This is a genomic window from Tenacibaculum sediminilitoris (assembly GCF_964513795.1).
GTDB classification, from domain to species: domain Bacteria; phylum Bacteroidota; class Bacteroidia; order Flavobacteriales; family Flavobacteriaceae; genus Polaribacter; species Polaribacter sediminilitoris.
The window spans coordinates 162,687-182,826 of the sequence record NZ_CAZEQR010000047.1; the positions used below are offsets into that span (position 1 = coordinate 162,687).

The following is a 20,140-nucleotide window of genomic DNA, read 5'->3' on the forward strand; positions in this document are numbered from 1 at the left end:
AGACTAAATATTCAATGATTCGAGTAATTTAACTAATTTAGGGTTAGAAGGTCTTGGAGCATTAGAATCTACAATCTTTCCTTCTGGATCTAATAAGATAAACCTTGGAATTCCTGATACTTTATATGCGTCCATAAAGGCTTTATCTCCATTAGCATATAGCTGAACTCCTGATAATTCTTTATCAACGATCATTTGTTTCCAAGTTCCATAGTCTTTTTTACTATCTACAGAAATACTCACAAATTCGATGTTTTTATCATGGTATTGTTTTTCTACTTTCTTTAAAAAAGGAATTTCAGCTTTACATGGTGGACACCAAGTCGCCCATAAGTCGATATATACATACTTCCCTTTTAAATCGTCTAAAGAGGTGGCACCCCCAGCATTGTTTTCATAGTCAACAAACTTAGGAGATTCCATACCTTTGGCTAAGTTTTTTGCCATATACTGCTTGTCATTGTATACTTTGGTTAGGTATTGTTCTAAACCAGAAATATTTTGTTTTTGACTTGCTACAAATGCAGAATCTAAAGAAGTTCCTTCAAATCTTTTGTTAAAATTGTCAACATAAGTAGAAACTTTTTTTCTAAAGTCTAATTCTGGTAAATCCATTAGCTCTTCATCTTTAAATAATTTTTCTTGCTCTACAGAAACTTTTGCTAAGAAAGCACTTTCTTCAAAACCAGCACCTGTATAAGTAATGGTTTCATCAAATTCTTTAGTATCAAGAGTCATTTTAATATCAGCTCCATTTTGTAAATAAAGCGTAGTTGCCTCTTTACCATCGAAAAGTCTGTAAAAACCGTCTTTTACCTTCATGGTGTCTTTGAACATTCCATTTTCATCAACAGTAATAACTTTGTTAAATTTGAATTGAGGATTAGAAATAACAACAGAGTCTGAGTTCTTGTTCGTAATTTTCCCTGAAAAAGTCACATAATCTTTTTGCTCTTTTTTACATGAAACTAAGGCAATAGAAATTACCAATAAGTAAACTAATTTTTTCATTAGGTGTGTATGTTTAATTTTGCTTTTTAACTTTATAATAAAAGCCTAAATTAGTAATTTTAAATGAAATCGCAATTTTTTATCACTTGCTTTCATTTTTTGTAGAAAAAAAATTAAATAGTTAATGTGATAATTATAGTTTATAATATTACCCCAACCAACCCTCACGGTCTAAACTTCTATATTGAATGGCTTCGGTAATATGTTCAGGTCGTATGTTATCTGAAGAAGTTAAATCGGCAATAGTACGAGATACTTTTAAAATTCTATCATAAGCTCTAGCTGAGAGGTTTAATTTTTCCATAGCTATTTTTAATAGGTTTTTACTTTCTTCTGATAATTTACAAAACTCACTAATTTGTTTTACATTCATTTGGGCATTGTAATGAATGTTTTCAAAATCTTTAAATCGTATTGTTTGAATTTCTCTAGCTTGTGTAACTCTTTTTCTAATACCTACACTACTTTCCCCTTTTCGTTCATCTGATAGTTTATCAAATGGAACTGGTGTTACTTCAATATGAATATCAATTCTATCTAACAAAGGGCCAGAAATTTTACTTAAATAGCGTTGCATTTCAGCTGGAGATGAGGTAACAGGTGAATCGGTGTTGTTAAAATATCCTGAAGGACTCGGGTTCATACTTGCTACTAGCATAAAACTACTAGGATAATTTACCGTAAAACGAGCTCTAGAAATTGTAACTTCCCTGTCTTCTAGAGGCTGTCGCATAACTTCTAAAACTGAACGTTTAAACTCGGGTAGCTCATCTAAAAAAAGAACACCGTTGTGAGCTAATGAGATTTCTCCAGGTTGTGGGTATTGACCACCACCCACCAACGCAACATCTGAAATTGTATGGTGAGGCGAACGAAAAGGGCGTTGATACATTAAACCTGTATTCTTTACTTTCCCTACAACAGAATGTATTTTGGTGGTTTCTAAAGCTTCATGTAAAGTCATAGGAGGTAAAATAGAAGGTAAGCGTTTTGCTAGCATAGTTTTTCCAGCCCCTGGAGGTCCAATAAGAATGATGTTATGCCCACCAGCTGCTGCAATTTCCATACAGCGTTTTATAGACTCTTGTCCTTTTACATCAGCAAAATCAAACTCTGGAAAGTCAATATGTTTGTAAAACTCAGCACGTGTATCAACAGTTGTGGTTTCAATGAGTTTATTACCATCAAAATGATTGATTACTTCCATTATATTATCAACACCTAAAATATTTAAATCGCTAACAATAGCAGCTTCTTTAGCATTTTTTTTTGGAAGGATGAAGTTTTTAAAACCTTCTTCATGTGCTTTGATAGCAATAGGTAGAGCACCTTTTATAGGCTGTAAACCTCCATCTAAAGAAAGTTCACCCATAATAATGTAATCGTCAATTTTTTCAGATTTTATTTGATTAGAAGCTGCTAAGATTCCAACGGCGAGTGTTAAGTCATAGGCAGCACCTTCTTTCCGGATATCTGCAGGTGCCATGTTAATGATAATTTTCTTCCCTGGGAGTTTGTAATTATTGTTAGCTAAAGCGGCAGAAATTCTGTATGAACTTTCACTTACAGCTTTATCGGGCAATCCAACTAGATGATAACCGATGCCTTTGTCAATATTTACTTCGACGGTAATTGTGCTTGCCTCAATACCAAAAACAGCACTTCCATAAACTTTTACTAGCATATTTTTTTTTCGTTAAATATAGAAAAAAATAAAACTTATTGGAACTCTAACTTTAGAATTCCAACGAGTATGGTTACTCTTCTTTTAAGAAGTCTTGTAGAATCATCTTATATTGAAATTGTCAATAAATAAGAAGTAATGCTTTTTTACAAGCTTTGCTAAATAGAAAAATAATCATTACTATAATCGTCTTGGTTTATTATGAAAAATATGCCAATGATTATGCTTTTTTGGATTTAGAGAAGATATACTTGTATATTTTTCGCATAGCGAAAAACATTAAGATTACTAAAATAATAGCCACAATAGGCAAAAAAATAGAAAAAGCAGACATAATTACTGAAGTTCCAGTTTCTACCGTAGAAATAACTGGATTTGCAATACCAGCGGTTGTTGAAGTAGAAGCTAATCTAGTGGAGGCAGCAGTTCCTTTTATTGCAGAAGCTGTTCCTCCGCCAGCAATAATTGCTAATGCCCAGGTAATAACAGGAGATAAATCTGTTATTGTAGATACCATAACAGCAGTTCCTGCAACAGCAGCTAAAGGAATAGCTATGGTATCTAGTAAATTATCAAACCAAGGAATATAATATGCGAATATCTCTAGTAAAGTGGCAATACCGAGAGTAATAATAGCTGATGAACTTGCTATCCAATCCCAGTTATGGTTTAAAGGTATTATATCATAGTATCCTGCTAAACTTAATGCAAACAACGGTAAAAATACTCTAAAGCCAACTGAGGCTGCTAAACCAATTCCTAGGAAAATACTAATTATTGTTTCTGGTGTCATCTATTTTTTTTGAAAGATATAAAAAAAGCCTCTTTTTTAAAAAAAAGAGGCTTTTAATATTATATAACTATACTAAGATTAGTTAGAATTAAATCTTTCTAAACCAGTTTTTAACCAATTATAGTAAGTTGTATGATCTGTATATTGTTGAGGTGAATTTAACACCTCTAACTCAGGGCTCATTAATACATAAAATGGCTGAGAAGCTGTTTGAAAATTAGCTGCTTGTAACGTAGCCCATTTATCACCATAGGTTCTAATTCTTTTTATTTTACCATTAGATTTTATAAAATCAAATTGTTGATCTTCTGGTAACATTCTTTGGTGGTCATCTACATATAACGAAATTAAAACATAGTCATCATTAATTATTGAGTAGATATTTGGTTGACTCCAAATATTTTCTTCCATTTTACGACAGTTCACACATGCCCAACCAGTAAAATCTAATAATATAGGTTTATTAACTGATTTAGCATAAGCAACACCTTCTTCAAAATCTTTAAAACAATTTAGATTAAGAGGGCATTGATTATCTTTTTGGAAAATACTATGGAATTTAGGAGGAGCAAAACCACTTAATAATTCATTTTGATTCCATGCTGGTTTTTCCATAACTCCAGGGGCTAAGTATACAGCTAAAGCTAAAGAACCTAATCCCATTAATACTCTAAAAAGAGTTATTTTTCCATATTTTTTTCCTATAAATCCAAATAAGTATAAAGCCATTAAAAATGCAATAAACGCCCAAATACCAATAAAAACTTCTCTTTTTAAAATTCCCCAGTGACCTACTAAGTCTGCATTTGATAAGAATTTAAAGGCAAAAGCCAATTCTATAAATCCTAAAACAACTTTAACAGTGTTCAACCATCCACCAGATTTTGGTAAAGTGTTTAACCAGTTAGGGAACATAGCAAATAAAGCAAATGGTAATGCCAAAGCTAAACCAAAACCAACCATACCTACTGATAATTGCATTGCACCACCGCTTAAAGACCCTGCTAATAAAGACCCTAAAATAGGACCCGTACAAGAGAACGATACAATAGCTAGTGTTAAAGCCATAAAAAATGTTCCGATAATTCCTCCAATATTAGAAGCACTATCAGCCTTATTACTCCAAGAACTAGGTAACGTTAATTCGTAAAAACCGAAGAACGAACCAGCAAAAAATATTAGAATAACAAAGAAGAATAAGTTTAACCAAATATTGGTTGAAATATTATTTAAAATCTCTGGGTCTAATGTATCTAAGAAGTGGAAAGGAAGACTTATTAACCCATAAATTAATACGATAAAGAAACCGTATAAAACAGCACTACCAATACCTTTACCTTTTTTCTCTGCACGTTTGGTAAAGAAAGATACAGTTAAAGGAACCATTGGAAAAACACATGGAGTTAAGAAAGCTAATAAACCACCAACAAAACCTAATAAGAAAATATTAACTAGGCTGTTATCTTTTTCACCAGTAGAAGAATTCGTAGATCTTGATAATAACACGGTGTTCTTTAAATCTAAATTTAAAGATTGAGATAGTTCTTTACTTTTATCATCTACTTCAGCAACAGTTTGCTCTACTTTATCTCCCGTTAATGAGAATGTGAAATCTTCATCAAAAGGTAAGCAGTATTCTTTACACACTTGTGCGTCAAGATTCAATATTACTTTTGTTAATGTAGAGTCAGAAACAGTAATTCTTTGGATTAACTTACCTTCATCTAAGAAAAAAATTTCGTCTTTTCCCCAGATTTCGCTAAACTGAGTTTCTGTTTCACTTTCTTTGGCTTTACCGTTTAAGGTATATCCAGATTGTCCTTCTGCTGGTGTAATTGTCATAGGTAGTGAAGCGTCTTCCGGATTATACTGAGAGTATAAATGCCAATCTTCAGCAATTAACACGTTAAAAATTAAGTCGTACTCAGTGTCAGAAACTTTTTCTACAGTTGGAGTTACAACTACGGGGTTATCATCAGATTGAGAATAAACCGCTAAACCTATGAATAATAAAAATAGAGGAAAGAATTTTTTCATTCTATGTAGTTTGATGGGGTTAATTAAATACTAATTTTTAAAAGTTTGGTTGTTTTTTCTGTAGGTAAAAAACGTCTGTCTTGTCGTTTTCCAATAATCCATATAATTTCATTTTTACCAGAACAGAGTAACCAAATTTTGGTTTTGTTTACTATTGATATTTTTTCGTCCTTAAAATACTTACTTACTTTTTTACGACCTAGCATTCCTTTAGGGTAAAAATAATCACCGGCAGTCCATCGCCTCAGAGACAAGGGGTAACTAAGTAATTCACTATCAACATAAATAGTTTTATGGTCAATAGTAGTTTGTTTTTTAACATCTTCGAATACCAAATCAATAGGATCTGTTATTCTTTTATTTTCTTTATTAATGATAAAAAGCTCATTCTCAAATAAGCCCTTTTCATTAGTGTGTAAAAGTAATAAAAAATCTCTGTCTTTCAACAAAGTATAAAATTTTGTTAAAATTCGTTTTCCAGATTGAGCATGAATTAAATTAAAAATATCGTCCCATTCTCTGAATTTATAAGGCTTTAAGAGTTGGTAGAGGTAAGCTTTAGGGTTTGATAACTTTAACACTTTTTCAATATTGATTTTTAACAAATTATCTTCTTTTAAAAGAATCTCATCAGTAATTTCTTCTATTTTGTCATTAATGATTTGTTGAGATTCTTTTAAATGATTAATAGTTTTATTGAAATTAGTTAAAAGACTGGGGTTTAGCTCTTTTAGTAAGGGAGTTATTTGGTGTCGTATTTTGTTTCTTAAATACTTTGTTTCAGCATTACTTTGATCTTCACGCCAATTAATATTATTTTCTTTAGCAAAACTTAAAACTTCTTCACGAGAAAAAATAAGAAAAGGTCTAACAATGTTTTTGTTAATTGAAGGAATACCTGTTAAGCCATCTAAACCACTACCACGACTAAGGTTAATTATAAAGGTTTCTAAATTATCATCTGCGTGGTGTGCTGTTAAAATATAATCAAAAGAATGTTGTTTACATAATTGATCAAACCAATCATAACGTAATTCTCTTGCAGCTAATTGTGTTGAGAGTTTATTTTTTATAGCATATTCATTAGTATTGAATTGTGCTGTAAATGTTTGGATATTTAAGCTTTTACCTAATTCTTTAACAAACTTTTCATCTTTATCACTTTCTTCTTCTCTTAGCTTAAAATTACAGTGTGCTAACGAAATATTAAATTGTAGTTGATACAGTAGATGTGTTAGTACTACACTGTCTACTCCTCCTGAAATAGCTATAAGCATTTTTTTTTCTTTTAAAAAAGAAAACTGTTGGTCAATATGTTTAGCTAATTTCTGAAGCATACAAATAAAGAATTATTGTAATTGAATATTTAACCAGTTTACAACATCTTGTAACATTTCTTCTTTACATAAGTCGTTTTGTAACTCATGGTAGCCACCTTCATACAATTTTATATCTACTTTAGTAGTGTTTTCAGCAAAAGCTTTTGTTGCTTTAAAGTCTATAATTTTATCTCCTGTACCATGAAGTAATAACATTGGTATTTTTAAAGAGGAAGCATTTTTTATAGCCCACTCACCAGCATCAATAAACGATAAAGAAAAATTAGGACTAACCTTATCGTGAACCAAAGGGTCATCAATATATTTTTGAACCTCAATGGTATCTCTAGAGATATCATTCGCATCTAATTCATTACCTAGGGTAATTGAAGGAACTATTTTTTGCATTACTTTTCCCAAAGAAAGTTTCCATGCAGGTGGTTGAAAAGCCAAACGTAAAAAAGGACTTGTAGCAATCACTCCTTTTAGATTTTGTTTTTTTCGAAGTGTGTAATTAATTACAGCATTTCCTCCCATAGAGTGCCCGTATAAGAAGATAGGTTTGTCATCAAAAACTTCTTTGCCTTTTTCAATTAGTTTAGTAATACTTTCTAATACATAATCATAACCTGGATTGTGACCTCTTTTTCCAGTTGTTTTTCCATGGCCAAAGTGATCAAAAGCGATGACACCAAAATTATTATCGCTTAACTTTTTTGCAACATGTTCATACCTGTCAGAATGTTCTCCCATTCCGTGAATAATTACAACTATAGCTTTTATGCTTTTAGGTTTCCAGTATTGACCAAAAAACTCAGCTTTTTGAAATTTGAATGTAAATGTATTATGTGTCATTTAGTCTCTAGTAATGTTTCCGTCTTCTAAAATATTAAAAATAATAGTAGAAGGAGAATCAGAAATATATTCTACTAACTCAATACTATTTTTATTAAGTGTAGATGTAGTTTGCAGCATGCCTTCTGCTATTTCATCATAAGCTAACACTTGACTGTTGATAATGTTAAATTGATCATCATAATTCACCAGCATAGAAATTAGTTCCGTGTTATTAGGATAAAAATAATAGACTACTGATTGAAAGTTTTCTGAAATTTTTGGAAGATAAGAAATACCAATTTTAGCATTTTTATCGTTTAACTGTTCTTCAAAAATTGAAGGAAGTTTCAAAAGTTCTTGCTGCGACTTTGTTAATAATGTACTTTCTATATGGTTACTAAAATTTGTACTGTCAATTAAAGGAACAGTCTTAGTAGGGTAGTCATTTAAAAAGGAATAATTGTTCACTTTACATGAGGTAAGTGTAGCAATGATAACAACGAAGAGTATAATTTTAAAAGTGTTTTTCATTTCTTTGTTTTTTGTGATAATTTGTTGGTTATAAATACCTATTATGAGTATTTGCTATAAATATAGTTAACTTTTATTAGTATGAGTTAAAACATATTTCATCGCTTTTGCTTTAAGTAAACATTCTTCATACTCTTTTTCTGGAGTAGACTTTGCGGTTATAGCACCACCGACCGAATATGAAACATACTTGTTCTCGGCATTGTATAAAATACTTCGAATAACTACGTTAAAATCAAAATCACCATCAGGGGTGAAATAGCCAACGGTACCTGAATACAAGCCACGTTTAGTTTCTTCTAAGGCTTCTATAATTTGCATTGCTGAAATTTTTGGGGCTCCAGTCATACTTCCCATCGGAAAAGTGTCTTTAATTACATCAACCGGATGTGTAGTGTTTTCAATTTTGGAAACTACTGTAGAAATCATTTGGTGCACTTGCTTAAAAGAGTATATTTTACAGAGCTCTTCTACTTGAACACTTCCCTTTTTTGCGGTTCTCGACAAATCGTTACGTACCAAATCAACAATCATAATATTTTCTGATCGTTCTTTTTCATCACGAGCTAAATCAAAAGCAATTTTTTCATCTTCAATAGGGTTAATGAGCCGTTTTGCTGTTCCTTTTATAGGTTGTGAAATAATTTTTAATTCTTCTTTTCTAATATACCTTTCAGGAGTAGCAGATAATAGGTAATGATTGTAGTTTTTAAAAAAAGTGGCGAACGGAGGTTCTGATATTTGGTTTAACTGTGTATATACTTTATACGGATTTATAATGGTCTCTTCCGCATAGAATTCTTGACAGAAGTTAGCTTCGTAAATATCACCTCTTTGAATATGGTCTAAAATACTCCCTACTTTTTCATAATATTCATCTTTATGAATACGTAGTTTTATTTTTACTTCACTGGTTTCTTCTTGTATATGATTTTGAATTGTAGGGTTTATTTCAATAATATCTTCAAAATCTTCTTCCAATTCATCATCAATCATTTGTAAATAGTGAAATTCAACCGTATTATCTTTAATAAAAATCAACTTTTGAGGCTGAAAAAAATACAAATCAGGAAAATGAAGTCCATCAAAATTAGTTGAACGTAGTTTTTCAGTATCATTTTTAACATCATAACTAATGTATCCAAAAATATAATCTTTGGTAAAAGATTGGTATTCTTTCAATTTATCAAAAGCGTTGTGGTAATCTGTTTTTATACAAGTAAACTCATCAATAGCTAAAGCACATTGAAAAGAAGAATATTCTTGTTTATAATTATTGGAATCTAACCAAACGATAGTTTCATATTGTTGAGCCCAAGCAAAAAGTTTTTCTTGAAACATTTTAATATTGTCAACCGAAAAGTTACGCTGTGTTCTTTTTGACATGCGACAAAAATAGAAAATGAAGAGAATATTCCTGTTTTCTTTTGTTACTTTTATAAAAATTTAAGTTTTTAAATCAAATGAAGAAACTATACCTCTTAGGATTAATTTGTTTAGGAGTAGCCTGTAAACAAGTTGATAGTAATAACAAAACACAAATAGAAGCGAAAGAAGTAATGGCTCCTGAGTTAAATTTAACCCAAGCCAACAAACTAGCATTTTTACCCGTAAACTGTATTAATGTAGAGTACCCTAACAAATTGAATCAGGTTATAGGAGGTAATGAAGACCTACAATCTCCTAAAGAACTACACCCTGCTTTTTACGGATGCTTCGATTGGCATTCTTCAGTACATGGACATTGGAGTTTGATTTCGTTACTAAAACAGTTCCCTAACTTAAATAATGCTGAAGGTATTAAACAGCAATTGCTAGCTAATATTTCAAAAGAAAATATTAAAAAAGAAGTTGAATACTTTCATGGAAAACACAATAAATCTTGGGAGAGAACCTATGGGTGGGCTTGGTTGTTAAAACTAGCAGAAGAGTTGCATACGTGGAATGATCCTGTAGCAAAACAGTTAGAAGAAAACCTACAGCCATTAACCGATTTAATTGTTGAAAAATATATAGCGTTTTTACCTAAATTAAAATACCCTATAAGAGTAGGAGAACATACCAATACGGCTTTCGGATTAACATTTGCGTGGGATTATGCCAATACAGTGAGAAACGATAAATTAAAGGATTTAATTAGAAAGAGAGCCAGAAGTTTTTATCTAAAAGATGCACACTGCCCGTTGTCTTGGGAGCCAAGCGGATACGATTTCTTATCGCCATGTTTACAAGAGGCAGCCATTATGAAACGTATTATGTCTCCTGCAGAATTTAGATTATGGTTTGCTGATTTTTTACCACAACTAAAAAACAAAGAATTTACTTTAAGCGTAGGAGAGGTGTCGGATAGAAAAGATGGGAAACTAGTCCACCTAGATGGAGTAAACTTTTCAAGAGCATGGGCATTATATAGAATTGTTGATGGTATGCCAGAGTTAAAACATTTAAAAAATATAGCCAATGAGCACATAAATTATTCGTTGCCAAATATAGTAGGAGACAGTTATGAAGGAGGACATTGGTTAGGGAGTTTTGCTATTTATGCTTTAAACTCAACCAAAAATGATTAAAGACTGGTTTAAAAATATAGGACCAGGTACTTTAGTAGCAGCAGCTTTTATTGGACCAGGAACTGTAACCTTATGCACACTGGCAGGAGTGAATTTTGGAATGAACTTGTTATGGGCGATGTTATTATCTATCATAGCAACGATTGTTTTACAAGAAATGGCGGCTCGTTTGGGAATTATTTCTCAAAAAGGATTATCGGAAGTCATTCGAGAAGAAATAAAATCGCCTTTTTTAAAACAATTGATTACTATTTTAATACTTTCAGCTATTGTGATTGGAAACGCTTCTTATGAAGCAGGAAATATTAGTGGCGGAATTTTAGGATTAGAAACTGTATTTGGAAACTGGTCGTTTACCCTCGGAAGTTTTACCCTGAATGCGATGAGTCTTATTATTGGAATTATTGCTTTTATACTCTTGTACATAGGTAACTATAAATTTTTAGAAAGAGCCTTGGTAGCCTTGGTATTGTTAATGAGTGTTTCCTTTCTAATAACCGCAATTATTACCAATCCGAATCTTATTGAAGTCTTTAAAGGAATGCTGGTTCCAAAGTTTCCAGAGAAAAGTTTGTTAACCATCATCGGGTTAATAGGAACCACGGTAGTGCCCTATAATTTATTTTTACACGCTTCTTTGGTCAAAGAAAAATGGAAAACATCTAACGATTTACCGCTAGCTAAAAAAGATACGATTGTATCCATTGTACTTGGCGGATTGGTTTCGATGGCAATTATTGTTTCAGCAGCGGCAATTAATTCTACAGAAATTAATAATGCAGCCGATTTAGCCAAAGGGCTCGAACCTTTGTATGGAAGTTTTTCAAAATATTTCTTGGCATTAGGATTGTTTGCAGCAGGAATTACTTCAGCAATTACAGCACCTTTAGCAGCAGGGTATGTTGCCAAAGGATGTTTAGGTTGGAAAGATGGATTAAAATCAAAACGATTTAGAGCTGTTTGGATTACAATTCTAATTATTGGAGTGGTATTTTCTTCTATAGGAATAAAACCCATAGAAATTATCAAATTTGCACAAGTAGCTAACGGAATGTTGTTACCTATAGTAGCAGGAATCTTATTATGGATTATGAATAAGAAGTCGGTATTAGGAAACTATAGCAATACGAAATGGCAAAATCTTATAGGATTATTTATTTTAACCATGAGTATATTCTTGGGATTGAAAAGTATTTTAAACGTGTTTAATGTATTCTAAATTTAGTATAGATATTAACTGTGATGTAGGTGAAGGTGTAGGAAATGAAAAATTAATCATGCCTTATATTTCTTCTTGTAATATTGCTTGTGCAGCTCATGCTGGAAGTGTTGAGGTTATAGATAAAGTAATAGGATTGGCTAAAGAACATAACGTAAAAATAGGAGCACATCCTTCCTTTCCGGATCGAGAAAATTTTGGAAGAGTGGTGATGGATATTTCTTCGGAAGCCTTGCAAAAAAGTATTGAAGCGCAAATTCAATTATTGAAAGAAAGAACTGTTTTGCAAGATGTAAAACTCCATCATGTAAAACCTCATGGTGCTTTATATAATTTAATAGCTAAAGACAAGGAGATGGCGCAATTGGTTATACGAGCGGTTCAAAACACCTATCCAGAAGTGTTTTTATATATTCCTTACAACTCAGTAATCGCTAAAGAAGCTTTAAAAAGTAATTTGCAAATACAATACGAAACTTTTGCTGATAGAAATTACAATGATGATTTAAGCTTGGTTTCGAGAAGTCAAAAAAATGCCTTGATAACCAATAAAGAGCTGGTATTCTCACATGTTAAAAGAATGATTGTAGATAAAGAGGTATATACCATTTCGGGAGTTAAAAAAATCATAGCCAATACAATTTGTGTACATGGAGATACTAAAAATGCGGTGGAACTGGTAGCCTATATTCATGCAAAACTTACTGAAAACAACATAAGAATTGCCTAAAAAACCTACATATAAACTTTTTGGAGAACGTACTGTTTTAATAGAGTGGGAAGCTGTAATTTCAGAAGAAATTATACAAGATATCACTCGGTTCGAACAACTCATACGTTCAGAGAAATCTAAAGCCATTGAAGATAGTGTTATAGGTTATAATTCGTTGATGCTTATTTATAGAGATAAACCAGTAACAGAGGAAATAAAATCACTCCAAGAACTCTACAAGAAAAGAAATGTTTTTTTAGAAGTAAAAAACAGCTTATGGGAAATTCCCGTGTGTTATGACACCACATTTGGAATTGATTTAGTAGAATTGTCAAAAGGATTGCAGTTAACATCTGATGAACTCGTACAGAAACATAGTAGCACGATTTATACTGTTTATTTTATAGGTTTTTTACCAGGTTTTCTATATCTAGGAGGTTTAGAAAAACGGTTGCATTTTCCTAGAAAAGTAACCCCAAGATTACAAGTACCCAAAGGGTCGGTCGCTATTGGTGGAAGTCAAACAGGTATTTACCCACAACAAAGTGCAGGTGGTTGGAATATTATTGGTAGTACACCTATTTCTTTGTTTGATATAAGCAAAGAAACACCCTGTTTTGCTAAAGCAGGCGATAAAATACAATTTGTACCTATTACACTGTCAGAATATGAAAAGATAACAGCACAAAAAGAAGTATATCAAATATTTAAATCAGTTCTATATGATTAAAGTGTTAACTTCTGGAATTTACAGCTCTGTACAAGATTTAGGCAGAAAAGGGTATCGAAAAATAGGGGTTCCAGTTTCTGGAGCTATGGATGTTTTTTCTGCAAAATTAGCGAATCATTTATTACATAATGAAGAAGAGGCTGCGGTAATCGAAATTACTTTTGGAGGTTGCAAATTAGAGTTTTTAAGTGATACCTTTATTTGTATTACAGGAGCCGATTTTTCTCCGAGACTGAATGATGTAAATATCAAGTTAAATTCGTTGCAAAGAGTAGCCAAGGGAATGGTATTGTCTTTTAAAAAAAGAAAATATGGTGTACGCACGTATATTGGAGTTTCGGGAGGCATACAAACTGCACTATTTTTAAACAGCCGAAGTTTTTATAAAGAAATCACTCCTGATTTTATTTTAAAAAAAGGAGATATCCTGCCCTTAGCTATTCCAAAGAATAACTTACAACAATCTTTAGCTACAGTAAAAGTACAGGAAACTCACTTTACTTCTGAAAGTATTCTTTGTTTTAAAGGTCCTGAATTTAACTTACTTTCTCAAGAGCAAATCACATTACTTAAAGAAACGGTGTTCAGCATTTCTTCTGATAATAACCGAATGGGTTACCGACTCAATGAAGGTATACCGAATAAATTCGATTCTATGTTAACTTCTGGGGTATTACCCGGTACGGTACAATTAACACCATCGGGAAAATTAATTGTGCTAATGAGAGACTGTCAGGTTACAGGAGGGTATCCTCGTATACTACAACTTTCTGAAAACGCCATTAACATCCTTGCTCAAAAAACTACAGGAGATAGGTTGAGGTTTAAACTATACCGTTGATTTTAGACAGATATTGTAAAACATTATAACGAGAAGCATAACGGTTTGTATGATGTAATCTACTTTCTCTAGTTTTCATGTTACGCTAATTCTTTCCAATAGTCGCTGTAAAAATTAGAAGTCATCAATAGTTCTTTATGACTACCATTTATATTAGTTTCTCCATTTTCTAACACGTAAATAGTGTCTGCGTATTTTTTTAAGGTTTCTAAACGATGAGAGATAAACAACACTCCCATTTGTTCTTTTAATTTTGAAATTAATCCAATACTAAACTTCTCAGTTTTTCTATCCATTGCAGCAGTAGCTTCATCTAAAATTAGTAATTGAGGTCTTTTGTATAAAACGCGTGCTAAGGCTATAATTTGTTTTTGGCCACCAGAAAGATTTACTCCTTCTTCACCTAAAATAGTAGCGTAACCTTGTGGAAATTCTTTAATGAATTCTTCAAAACCGTGTTCTTGACAAAATTTTACAACGTTTTCTGGGGTGTCTTCTTTACCTAATAAAATATTATCCAACACATTCCCATTAAAAATGGTAATTTCTTGTGGTACAACCCCAACTAAATTTCTCCAATCAGTTAAATCTACATCTTTAAGAGAATCTTTTTTATTAACAGTTATTATCCCATTTTCAAAGTCATAAAATTTTTGAAGTATTTGCCCTAAAGTACTTTTTCCACTTCCACTTTCTCCAACAATTGCTGAGAGCTCTCCTTTTTTTATGGTAAGGGTTACTTTTTTTAATAGTTGACTTCTGCCTGCAAAACGGAATGATAGGTCGTTTATTTCTAAAGACTCAAACTTTTGAAGTTCAATACTCCCTTGTTTTTCTTTTTCTATCGATGTAAACTCAAACATACGGTTAAAAGCAACTTTGGCTTCTTGAATTTCAATATTAATTAATGCTAAGTTAGAGCTAGAGGACATTAAGATTCCTACTAATTGTAAAATTGCTATAATCACACCAGCTGTTAAATTCTCATTTAAAACTAAGTATATACTGTAGCTTAAAGATGTAATTATAAAAATATTCGAAATCAATTGACTTATAGCAGCATAATTTAACCCTAACTTACCCAAATCATATACTGACTTTTGAAATGATTTGAATATATCACTTGTGTATTTTGTATAGAAAGATTCTCTATTATTAATCTTTATGGTTTCTATTCCTTCAATAGTATCAATGTAATTACTTTCATTTTTTGCATATGACTGCATAACTAACTCTTGTTTTTTCTTTATTTTAGGGTTAAAAAATAGAACAATTAAGATAAAAACTGGAATCCATGATAAAGAGATAAAACCAAGAGTTTTGTTATAGTTAAAAATAGCAATAGAAACTACAATAATCATTAAAATATCAATCATTATGTTCCCAATTATTTTAGAAATAGTCTTTTGGATTCTAGTGGTATCATTCATTCTAGATACCATATCTCCAATTTTTCTGGTATCAAAAAAAGGTTTAGGAAGTTTTAATAAACTACTGTAAAAAAAATATAGAACTCTTGTGTTGAAATTTTTCGTTTGTCGTATTAAAAACAAACTTCTTAGATATCCGAAAAAAACTTGAATTAAGAATAAAAGTAGAAGTAAGCAAATACTTGATGTTATCTTAAATGAATTTTTAGAAGGTAATAAAACATCTATTAACTTTTGAGAATAAATTGCTGTAGATAAGTTTAAAATAGCTAAAAATATCCCTAAAAACAGCGCCATTATAAGTAGGTTTAAATCCTCTTTGATATAGTTAAAAACCCATTTCCATTTTTTCTTTTTTTGTGCCCTGTCTTTAACTAAGATATCAGTTTCGTTACAAAGTAATAAGGCTTTGGACTTCCATATATCATTTAATTCTTCTTCCTTTAAATATTCAATTTTAGAACTATTAGGATTACTGATTATAAACTTTTTTTGTTCATTGTTATAGCCAAAACAGACAATATAATGCTGTAGTTTTTCTTCATAGATAGTGTGTAGGATGACAGGTACTTTATTTTTCTTTAATACTTCAATAGTAGATTCATAGCCTTTTACCTCTAATCCTATTTGATTACCACACTGCATAAGCCCTAACATTGTTGTACCTTGCTTAGAAGTACCACTATATTCCCTTAACTTTCCTAATGAAACATGAGTTTTGTAATATTTTAAGATCGTAAGTAAACAAACGACACCACAATCAGATTGGTCATGGTGTTGGGAATGAACTTTTTTAAACTTACCTTTTCTCATTCTTAACAGTTACCAAATGAAATTATAGTTTCCCTTTTAGTAGTGACCCAAAAAGCATAATAAGTACTTTCACAATAGCAAAAATCACCAATGTTTTCACAGACTGTTTTTGTGCCCCAAAACTTACCTCTTTCAAGGTTTTGTAATTTATTTATAGATAATTCTTTCATAGCTTTTTGGAATTTTTTGAATTTTAAATTATACTTAGTTTTTCTTTTTTGAAATGTAAATAAGAAACCCTTTCATGTCTTAATTTATATTCAACTAAAATTCATTTTTATAACTGAAACAAAAAATATATGATATTTATGGTTTCAAGCATGAGTTTTACACTCGTATTAGTATACAATTAGTTTTTATATATTTCTAATGATAATCCAACTGCCATATTATATTTTGAAATATGCTTATATTTTTTGTCATTCTTTATACTAATCCACTCATTGTTAGAAAAAGCAAATTTTGTATAGGATATAGATTGAATATCTTTTTTACTTTTTTTTGTGAACTTAAAAGAAGGTAATAAGGTTTTATTTTCTATTATTTTTCCTTTGATATTTACTTCACCTATCATTTCAACAGCAAAAAACAAACCTTCTTTGGGTAGTTCAATATTTTGCTCAGAAATATTAATTTCAATTATATCATTGGAGTTTTGATTACATTTAATGATAATGGGTTTATCAATAACTTCTTTAGAAGGTAGATTTCCTTTGTTTGAATAAATATGAACTTTGAAAACACTATTAAACTTAGGATAACTTTTTTTTAACTTCCCATTATCTCTTATGATAGTTTTTTTTCCTATGGGAATAAAAATTTTATTTATATATGCTGTTTTATAATCTTTTTCATATTTAATTAATGTAGCAAGCTCGTTATTAGGTTGAATAAACCAAGATAAATTTTTATTGTTTTTCAAATAGCCAATTGTCTTATTTTTTCCAACCTTTTTCGAAATTATTATTTCGTTTAATCTTTCAGATTTTGGTTTCAAAAAAATAGTATTGTTGTTAATGCTTCTTATACTTAAAGTTTTACTAACATAATTTAAATGCGAAACTTTGATAGTATCTTGAGTATTAAAATATTCTTTATTAAATATTCCATTTTCATCACTAAAAACACCCCTGTTTTTGTTGATGTGTTTTACGTTAGCATAAGAAATAATTTCAGACGTGATTGAGTCTATAATGTATAAGTTCTGACCGAATAATATTACATTATAAAAAAAGAAAAAGGAGATAGTATATTTTAAGTAGTTCATAGATAAAAAATACACAGTTAATGTATAAGATAACACATTAACTGTGCCAGTAAAAGTTAATATTAACAAGTAGTTCCTGAAGGAATATGATTTAATCTTTCAGTAACAATCCAAAAACGCTGTGTTACATAATCACAATATGTTGTTGTACAGCCACTAGATGCATCATATTCATCATGACATGTTTCTGTTGTTCCCCAAAATTTACCTCCTTCAAGGTTTTCTAATTTGTTTACTGATAATTCTTTCATTTTTTAGAATTTTTTAAATTAATAATTTTTTCTCATTTTTTATGTGAAGGTAAATAAGTAAACCTTTTCTATCAGCTGACGTCTATAGATAGCTAACCAAAATTCATCTCCATAACCATGGCAAAAACAAACCATAATAAAATACCAATTCCGTAGGTTCTAAGGGTTATAAAAAATGCTCTTTTATAATTTAATAGCAGAATTTTATGAATTCCTATTGTTAATAGAGTTATAGTTAATAATTGAAATAAATTTATACTGCTGAGTGATAACTTTGTCCATGAAATTGTTTTGCCTAAATAAACGTAGTTTGCTATACTCAATTTTTCTGAAACTGAATTTATTGAACCAACTGTAAATGTCCAACCATTAATTTTAATAATGAGTATGGTTAAAAATTGATAAATTATTATGGCAAAAGAGCTTAATATTATAAGTTGTACAATATTTTTGATTTTTACCTTAATATCAAAACAAAGCAAACCTATGTTTAAGCAAAAAAACATTCCTAGGCTTTGCAAGAATAAAAACAGGAATGTGTCTAACAATAGGAATTTAAACTCTCTTAATTCATTATTTAAAGCATTGTTTTTTATTTCTGAATTTGTGTATTGAAACATACTTTCTATGTATGAGTTTATACATAGAAATTCTATAAAAAATATCGTAACTAATAATACAATAAGGACAAAAAATAAATACCTAACTCTAAGTTTTGACACGTTTTTAAAATTAACAGAATTTCATCAGATAGCAATTTCATCAGATAGCAATTTCATCAGATAGCAATTCTTTTTTTTTAACGTTTATTGTGTTGATTTGTTTGTTTTAGAGTGTTCTTTTAAAGAATACACACTGTTATTGTGTTTTGAAAAACAAAAAATCCGACAGTAATATAACTATCGGGGCTTTGTTTTACTATAACTAGAAGCTTATTCTTTTTTCTCAGCTTATTCCTCCACTTTTTGCTTAACCTCTTTTGACGATAACTTGCTAGTTAAATCTTCAAGATTACTTTTTAAAGTTAAAGACTGGTTTAAAGTTGTTTGAGAATTTGTATTTTCTATTGCAGCAGTTCCTGCTCCTGATAATCCAGTGGTCTTTGAAACTACTTTCTTTTTAAAAACATCTCTTTTTTAAGTATCTCTTATTAGCAGATACCCTTACAAAAATTTTTCTTGTTTTTTATTTTTTTGTCTTTTGGGACAATAGTATATTTTGTAATACTATTAAAATTTAAAGACTCCTCTAGGCTTTCACATACTTTTTGTTGTGACATTACACTAGTTGCATAAAAATCAACTAATGTCATTAATAAAATCACTTTTTTTATACCTAAGGGTTTAGTGCTTTTACAAGCAACAAATTACAATTCATCAACCATAAAAAACAGCTAGTTTTACACCCTAATCTACAGAAGTATCTAAACTAAAATTCATAGGGAAGCTGTAAACGACTTTAGTATTTTTACTTTTATGCTTTCCAGGAGTAAAATTGGGCAACAATAATACAATTCTTCTTGCTTCATTTTTAAAGGTTTCATGTACATTAATTCCTTTAGTTTCAACATCTGTTACCTTACCTGTTTCATCTATAACAAAACTAACATTGACCTCTCCTTCTAGTTCTTTTTTTAATGCTTCTTCTGGGTATACTAATGTGTTAATTATATGCCTTTGCATTTCATAGTTAAAACAATCTATCTTATCTGTTGATAATTCTACACATGATAAAAACATTGGAATTTCATCAACTGAATCAAAGCTAACTCCTTTTTCAGACTCAATTGTAATAGGTGCTATATTATCTAAGCTGGTCATTAGTAATTTATTATTAATTTTTAAAGGAGCCAAAGCAGTAGCCTTTAAATTATTTGTTAAACTAATAGCTTTTTTAAAATAAACACGTTTTCTTAAATATCTTCTACTAGAAACTACTGTAACTATAACGGGAGATTTATAGTTGTTATTTTCTTTTTTTTCTATGAGACATTTATCTACCATGTTCACATCTACTAAACCATCATCTTTAGATGTACATTTATCTTGGGCTATAGCAAAATTAATGCTACTGCTTATTAAAAAAAGGGTAATTA

At 30.5% G+C, this 20,140-nt stretch carries 18 protein-coding genes; 5 read left to right on the plus strand and 13 right to left on the minus strand.

All coding sequences use genetic code 11. The features are described from left to right. Nucleotides 1-3: 3 nt before the first annotated feature. From ACKTSW_RS11190 to ACKTSW_RS11225, 8 genes are all read right to left on the minus strand, one after another. Nucleotides 4-1,011, minus strand: a complete 1,008-nt coding sequence (locus ACKTSW_RS11190) for a TlpA family protein disulfide reductase (RefSeq protein WP_408025347.1) — start codon at nt 1,009-1,011, stop codon at nt 4-6. Between the two features lie 148 nt (nt 1,012-1,159). After that, nucleotides 1,160-2,695 (minus strand): YifB family Mg chelatase-like AAA ATPase, encoded by a 1,536-nt coding sequence (locus ACKTSW_RS11195; RefSeq protein WP_408025348.1) that lies wholly within the window; start codon nt 2,693-2,695, stop codon nt 1,160-1,162. Between the two features lie 220 nt (nt 2,696-2,915). After that, nucleotides 2,916-3,488 (minus strand): DUF4126 domain-containing protein, encoded by a 573-nt coding sequence (locus ACKTSW_RS11200; protein ID WP_408025349.1) that lies wholly within the window; start codon nt 3,486-3,488, stop codon nt 2,916-2,918. Between the two features lie 78 nt (nt 3,489-3,566). Then, nucleotides 3,567-5,525, minus strand: a complete 1,959-nt coding sequence (locus ACKTSW_RS11205; RefSeq protein ID WP_408025350.1) for a protein-disulfide reductase DsbD family protein — start codon at nt 5,523-5,525, stop codon at nt 3,567-3,569. A 23-nt stretch (nt 5,526-5,548) separates the two neighbouring features. Beyond that, nucleotides 5,549-6,862, minus strand: coding sequence for a tRNA lysidine(34) synthetase TilS (gene tilS, locus ACKTSW_RS11210; RefSeq protein WP_408025351.1), 1,314 nt, complete (start codon nt 6,860-6,862; stop codon nt 5,549-5,551). A gap of 12 nt (nt 6,863-6,874) precedes the next feature. Continuing rightward, entirely contained in the window at nt 6,875-7,699 is an 825-nt protein-coding gene (locus tag ACKTSW_RS11215) for an alpha/beta hydrolase (protein WP_408025352.1), read from the minus strand. Next, nucleotides 7,700-8,212, minus strand: a complete 513-nt coding sequence (locus ACKTSW_RS11220) for a hypothetical protein (protein ID WP_408025353.1) — start codon at nt 8,210-8,212, stop codon at nt 7,700-7,702. It abuts the gene before it with no gap. 66 nt (nt 8,213-8,278) lie between these two features. Then, entirely contained in the window at nt 8,279-9,598 is a 1,320-nt protein-coding gene (locus tag ACKTSW_RS11225; RefSeq protein ID WP_408025354.1) for an anthranilate synthase component I family protein, read from the minus strand. A 77-nt stretch (nt 9,599-9,675) separates the two neighbouring features. On the opposite strand from ACKTSW_RS11225, the gene ACKTSW_RS11230 reads away from it, so the two are divergent. Genes ACKTSW_RS11230 through ACKTSW_RS11250 form a run of 5 tightly spaced genes read left to right on the plus strand, consistent with a single transcriptional unit; the run spans nt 9,676 to nt 14,284 of the window. Next, on the plus strand, nt 9,676-10,782 hold the full coding sequence (locus tag ACKTSW_RS11230) for a DUF2891 domain-containing protein (RefSeq protein ID WP_408025355.1): 1,107 nt from the start codon (nt 9,676-9,678) through the stop codon (nt 10,780-10,782). Beyond that, nucleotides 10,775-12,001 carry an Nramp family divalent metal transporter gene (locus ACKTSW_RS11235; RefSeq protein ID WP_408025356.1) on the plus strand — a complete coding sequence of 409 codons (1,227 nt, stop codon included), beginning with the start codon at nt 10,775-10,777 and terminating at the stop codon, nt 11,999-12,001. The genes ACKTSW_RS11230 and ACKTSW_RS11235 overlap by 8 nt, the downstream gene beginning before the upstream one ends. Further along, entirely contained in the window at nt 11,991-12,731 is a 741-nt protein-coding gene (gene pxpA / locus ACKTSW_RS11240; RefSeq protein ID WP_408025357.1) for a 5-oxoprolinase subunit PxpA, read from the plus strand. The genes ACKTSW_RS11235 and pxpA overlap by 11 nt, the downstream gene beginning before the upstream one ends. Next, nucleotides 12,724-13,443 (plus strand): 5-oxoprolinase subunit PxpB, encoded by a 720-nt coding sequence (gene pxpB / locus ACKTSW_RS11245; RefSeq protein WP_408025358.1) that lies wholly within the window; start codon nt 12,724-12,726, stop codon nt 13,441-13,443. The genes pxpA and pxpB overlap by 8 nt, the downstream gene beginning before the upstream one ends. Continuing rightward, a complete protein-coding gene (locus ACKTSW_RS11250) occupies nt 13,436-14,284 on the plus strand; it encodes a 5-oxoprolinase subunit C family protein (RefSeq protein ID WP_408025359.1) in 849 nt (282 codons plus the stop codon). The genes pxpB and ACKTSW_RS11250 overlap by 8 nt, the downstream gene beginning before the upstream one ends. Before the next feature lie 80 nt (nt 14,285-14,364). Here the strand turns inward: ACKTSW_RS11250 and ACKTSW_RS11255 are convergent, their stop codons facing one another. From ACKTSW_RS11255 to ACKTSW_RS11275, 5 genes are all read right to left on the minus strand, one after another. Then, nucleotides 14,365-16,527 (minus strand): peptidase domain-containing ABC transporter, encoded by a 2,163-nt coding sequence (locus ACKTSW_RS11255; protein WP_408025360.1) that lies wholly within the window; start codon nt 16,525-16,527, stop codon nt 14,365-14,367. A 349-nt stretch (nt 16,528-16,876) separates the two neighbouring features. Further along, nucleotides 16,877-17,794 carry a carboxypeptidase-like regulatory domain-containing protein gene (locus ACKTSW_RS11260; RefSeq protein WP_408025361.1) on the minus strand — a complete coding sequence of 306 codons (918 nt, stop codon included), beginning with the start codon at nt 17,792-17,794 and terminating at the stop codon, nt 16,877-16,879. A 62-nt stretch (nt 17,795-17,856) separates the two neighbouring features. Continuing rightward, entirely contained in the window at nt 17,857-18,045 is a 189-nt protein-coding gene (locus ACKTSW_RS11265; RefSeq protein WP_408025362.1) for a hypothetical protein, read from the minus strand. A gap of 92 nt (nt 18,046-18,137) precedes the next feature. After that, nucleotides 18,138-18,767: a hypothetical protein gene (locus ACKTSW_RS11270; protein ID WP_408025363.1), complete on the minus strand. Its 630-nt coding sequence runs from the start codon at nt 18,765-18,767 to the stop codon at nt 18,138-18,140. A gap of 684 nt (nt 18,768-19,451) precedes the next feature. Further along, on the minus strand, nt 19,452-20,140 hold a 689-nt coding region (locus ACKTSW_RS11275; protein ID WP_408025364.1), incomplete at its 5' end, for an energy transducer TonB.

Coding starts and splice junctions, on each gene's coding strand:
- ACKTSW_RS11190 (WP_408025347.1), bottom strand. CDS start 1,011: ATGAAAAAATTAGTTTACTTATTGGTAATTTCTATTGCCTTAGTTTCA.
- ACKTSW_RS11195 (WP_408025348.1), bottom strand. CDS start 2,695: ATGCTAGTAAAAGTTTATGGAAGTGCTGTTTTTGGTATTGAGGCAAGC.
- ACKTSW_RS11200 (WP_408025349.1), bottom strand. CDS start 3,488: ATGACACCAGAAACAATAATTAGTATTTTCCTAGGAATTGGTTTAGCA.
- ACKTSW_RS11205 (WP_408025350.1), bottom strand. CDS start 5,525: ATGAAAAAATTCTTTCCTCTATTTTTATTATTCATAGGTTTAGCGGTT.
- tilS (WP_408025351.1), bottom strand. CDS start 6,862: ATGCTTCAGAAATTAGCTAAACATATTGACCAACAGTTTTCTTTTTTA.
- ACKTSW_RS11215 (WP_408025352.1), bottom strand. CDS start 7,699: ATGACACATAATACATTTACATTCAAATTTCAAAAAGCTGAGTTTTTT.
- ACKTSW_RS11220 (WP_408025353.1), bottom strand. CDS start 8,212: ATGAAAAACACTTTTAAAATTATACTCTTCGTTGTTATCATTGCTACA.
- ACKTSW_RS11225 (WP_408025354.1), bottom strand. CDS start 9,598: ATGTCAAAAAGAACACAGCGTAACTTTTCGGTTGACAATATTAAAATG.
- ACKTSW_RS11230 (WP_408025355.1), top strand. CDS start 9,676: ATGAAGAAACTATACCTCTTAGGATTAATTTGTTTAGGAGTAGCCTGT.
- ACKTSW_RS11235 (WP_408025356.1), top strand. CDS start 10,775: ATGATTAAAGACTGGTTTAAAAATATAGGACCAGGTACTTTAGTAGCA.
- pxpA (WP_408025357.1), top strand. CDS start 11,991: ATGTATTCTAAATTTAGTATAGATATTAACTGTGATGTAGGTGAAGGT.
- ACKTSW_RS11250 (WP_408025359.1), top strand. CDS start 13,436: ATGATTAAAGTGTTAACTTCTGGAATTTACAGCTCTGTACAAGATTTA.
- ACKTSW_RS11255 (WP_408025360.1), bottom strand. CDS start 16,527: ATGAGAAAAGGTAAGTTTAAAAAAGTTCATTCCCAACACCATGACCAA.
- ACKTSW_RS11260 (WP_408025361.1), bottom strand. CDS start 17,794: ATGAACTACTTAAAATATACTATCTCCTTTTTCTTTTTTTATAATGTA.
- ACKTSW_RS11265 (WP_408025362.1), bottom strand. CDS start 18,045: ATGAAAGAATTATCAGTAAACAAATTAGAAAACCTTGAAGGAGGTAAA.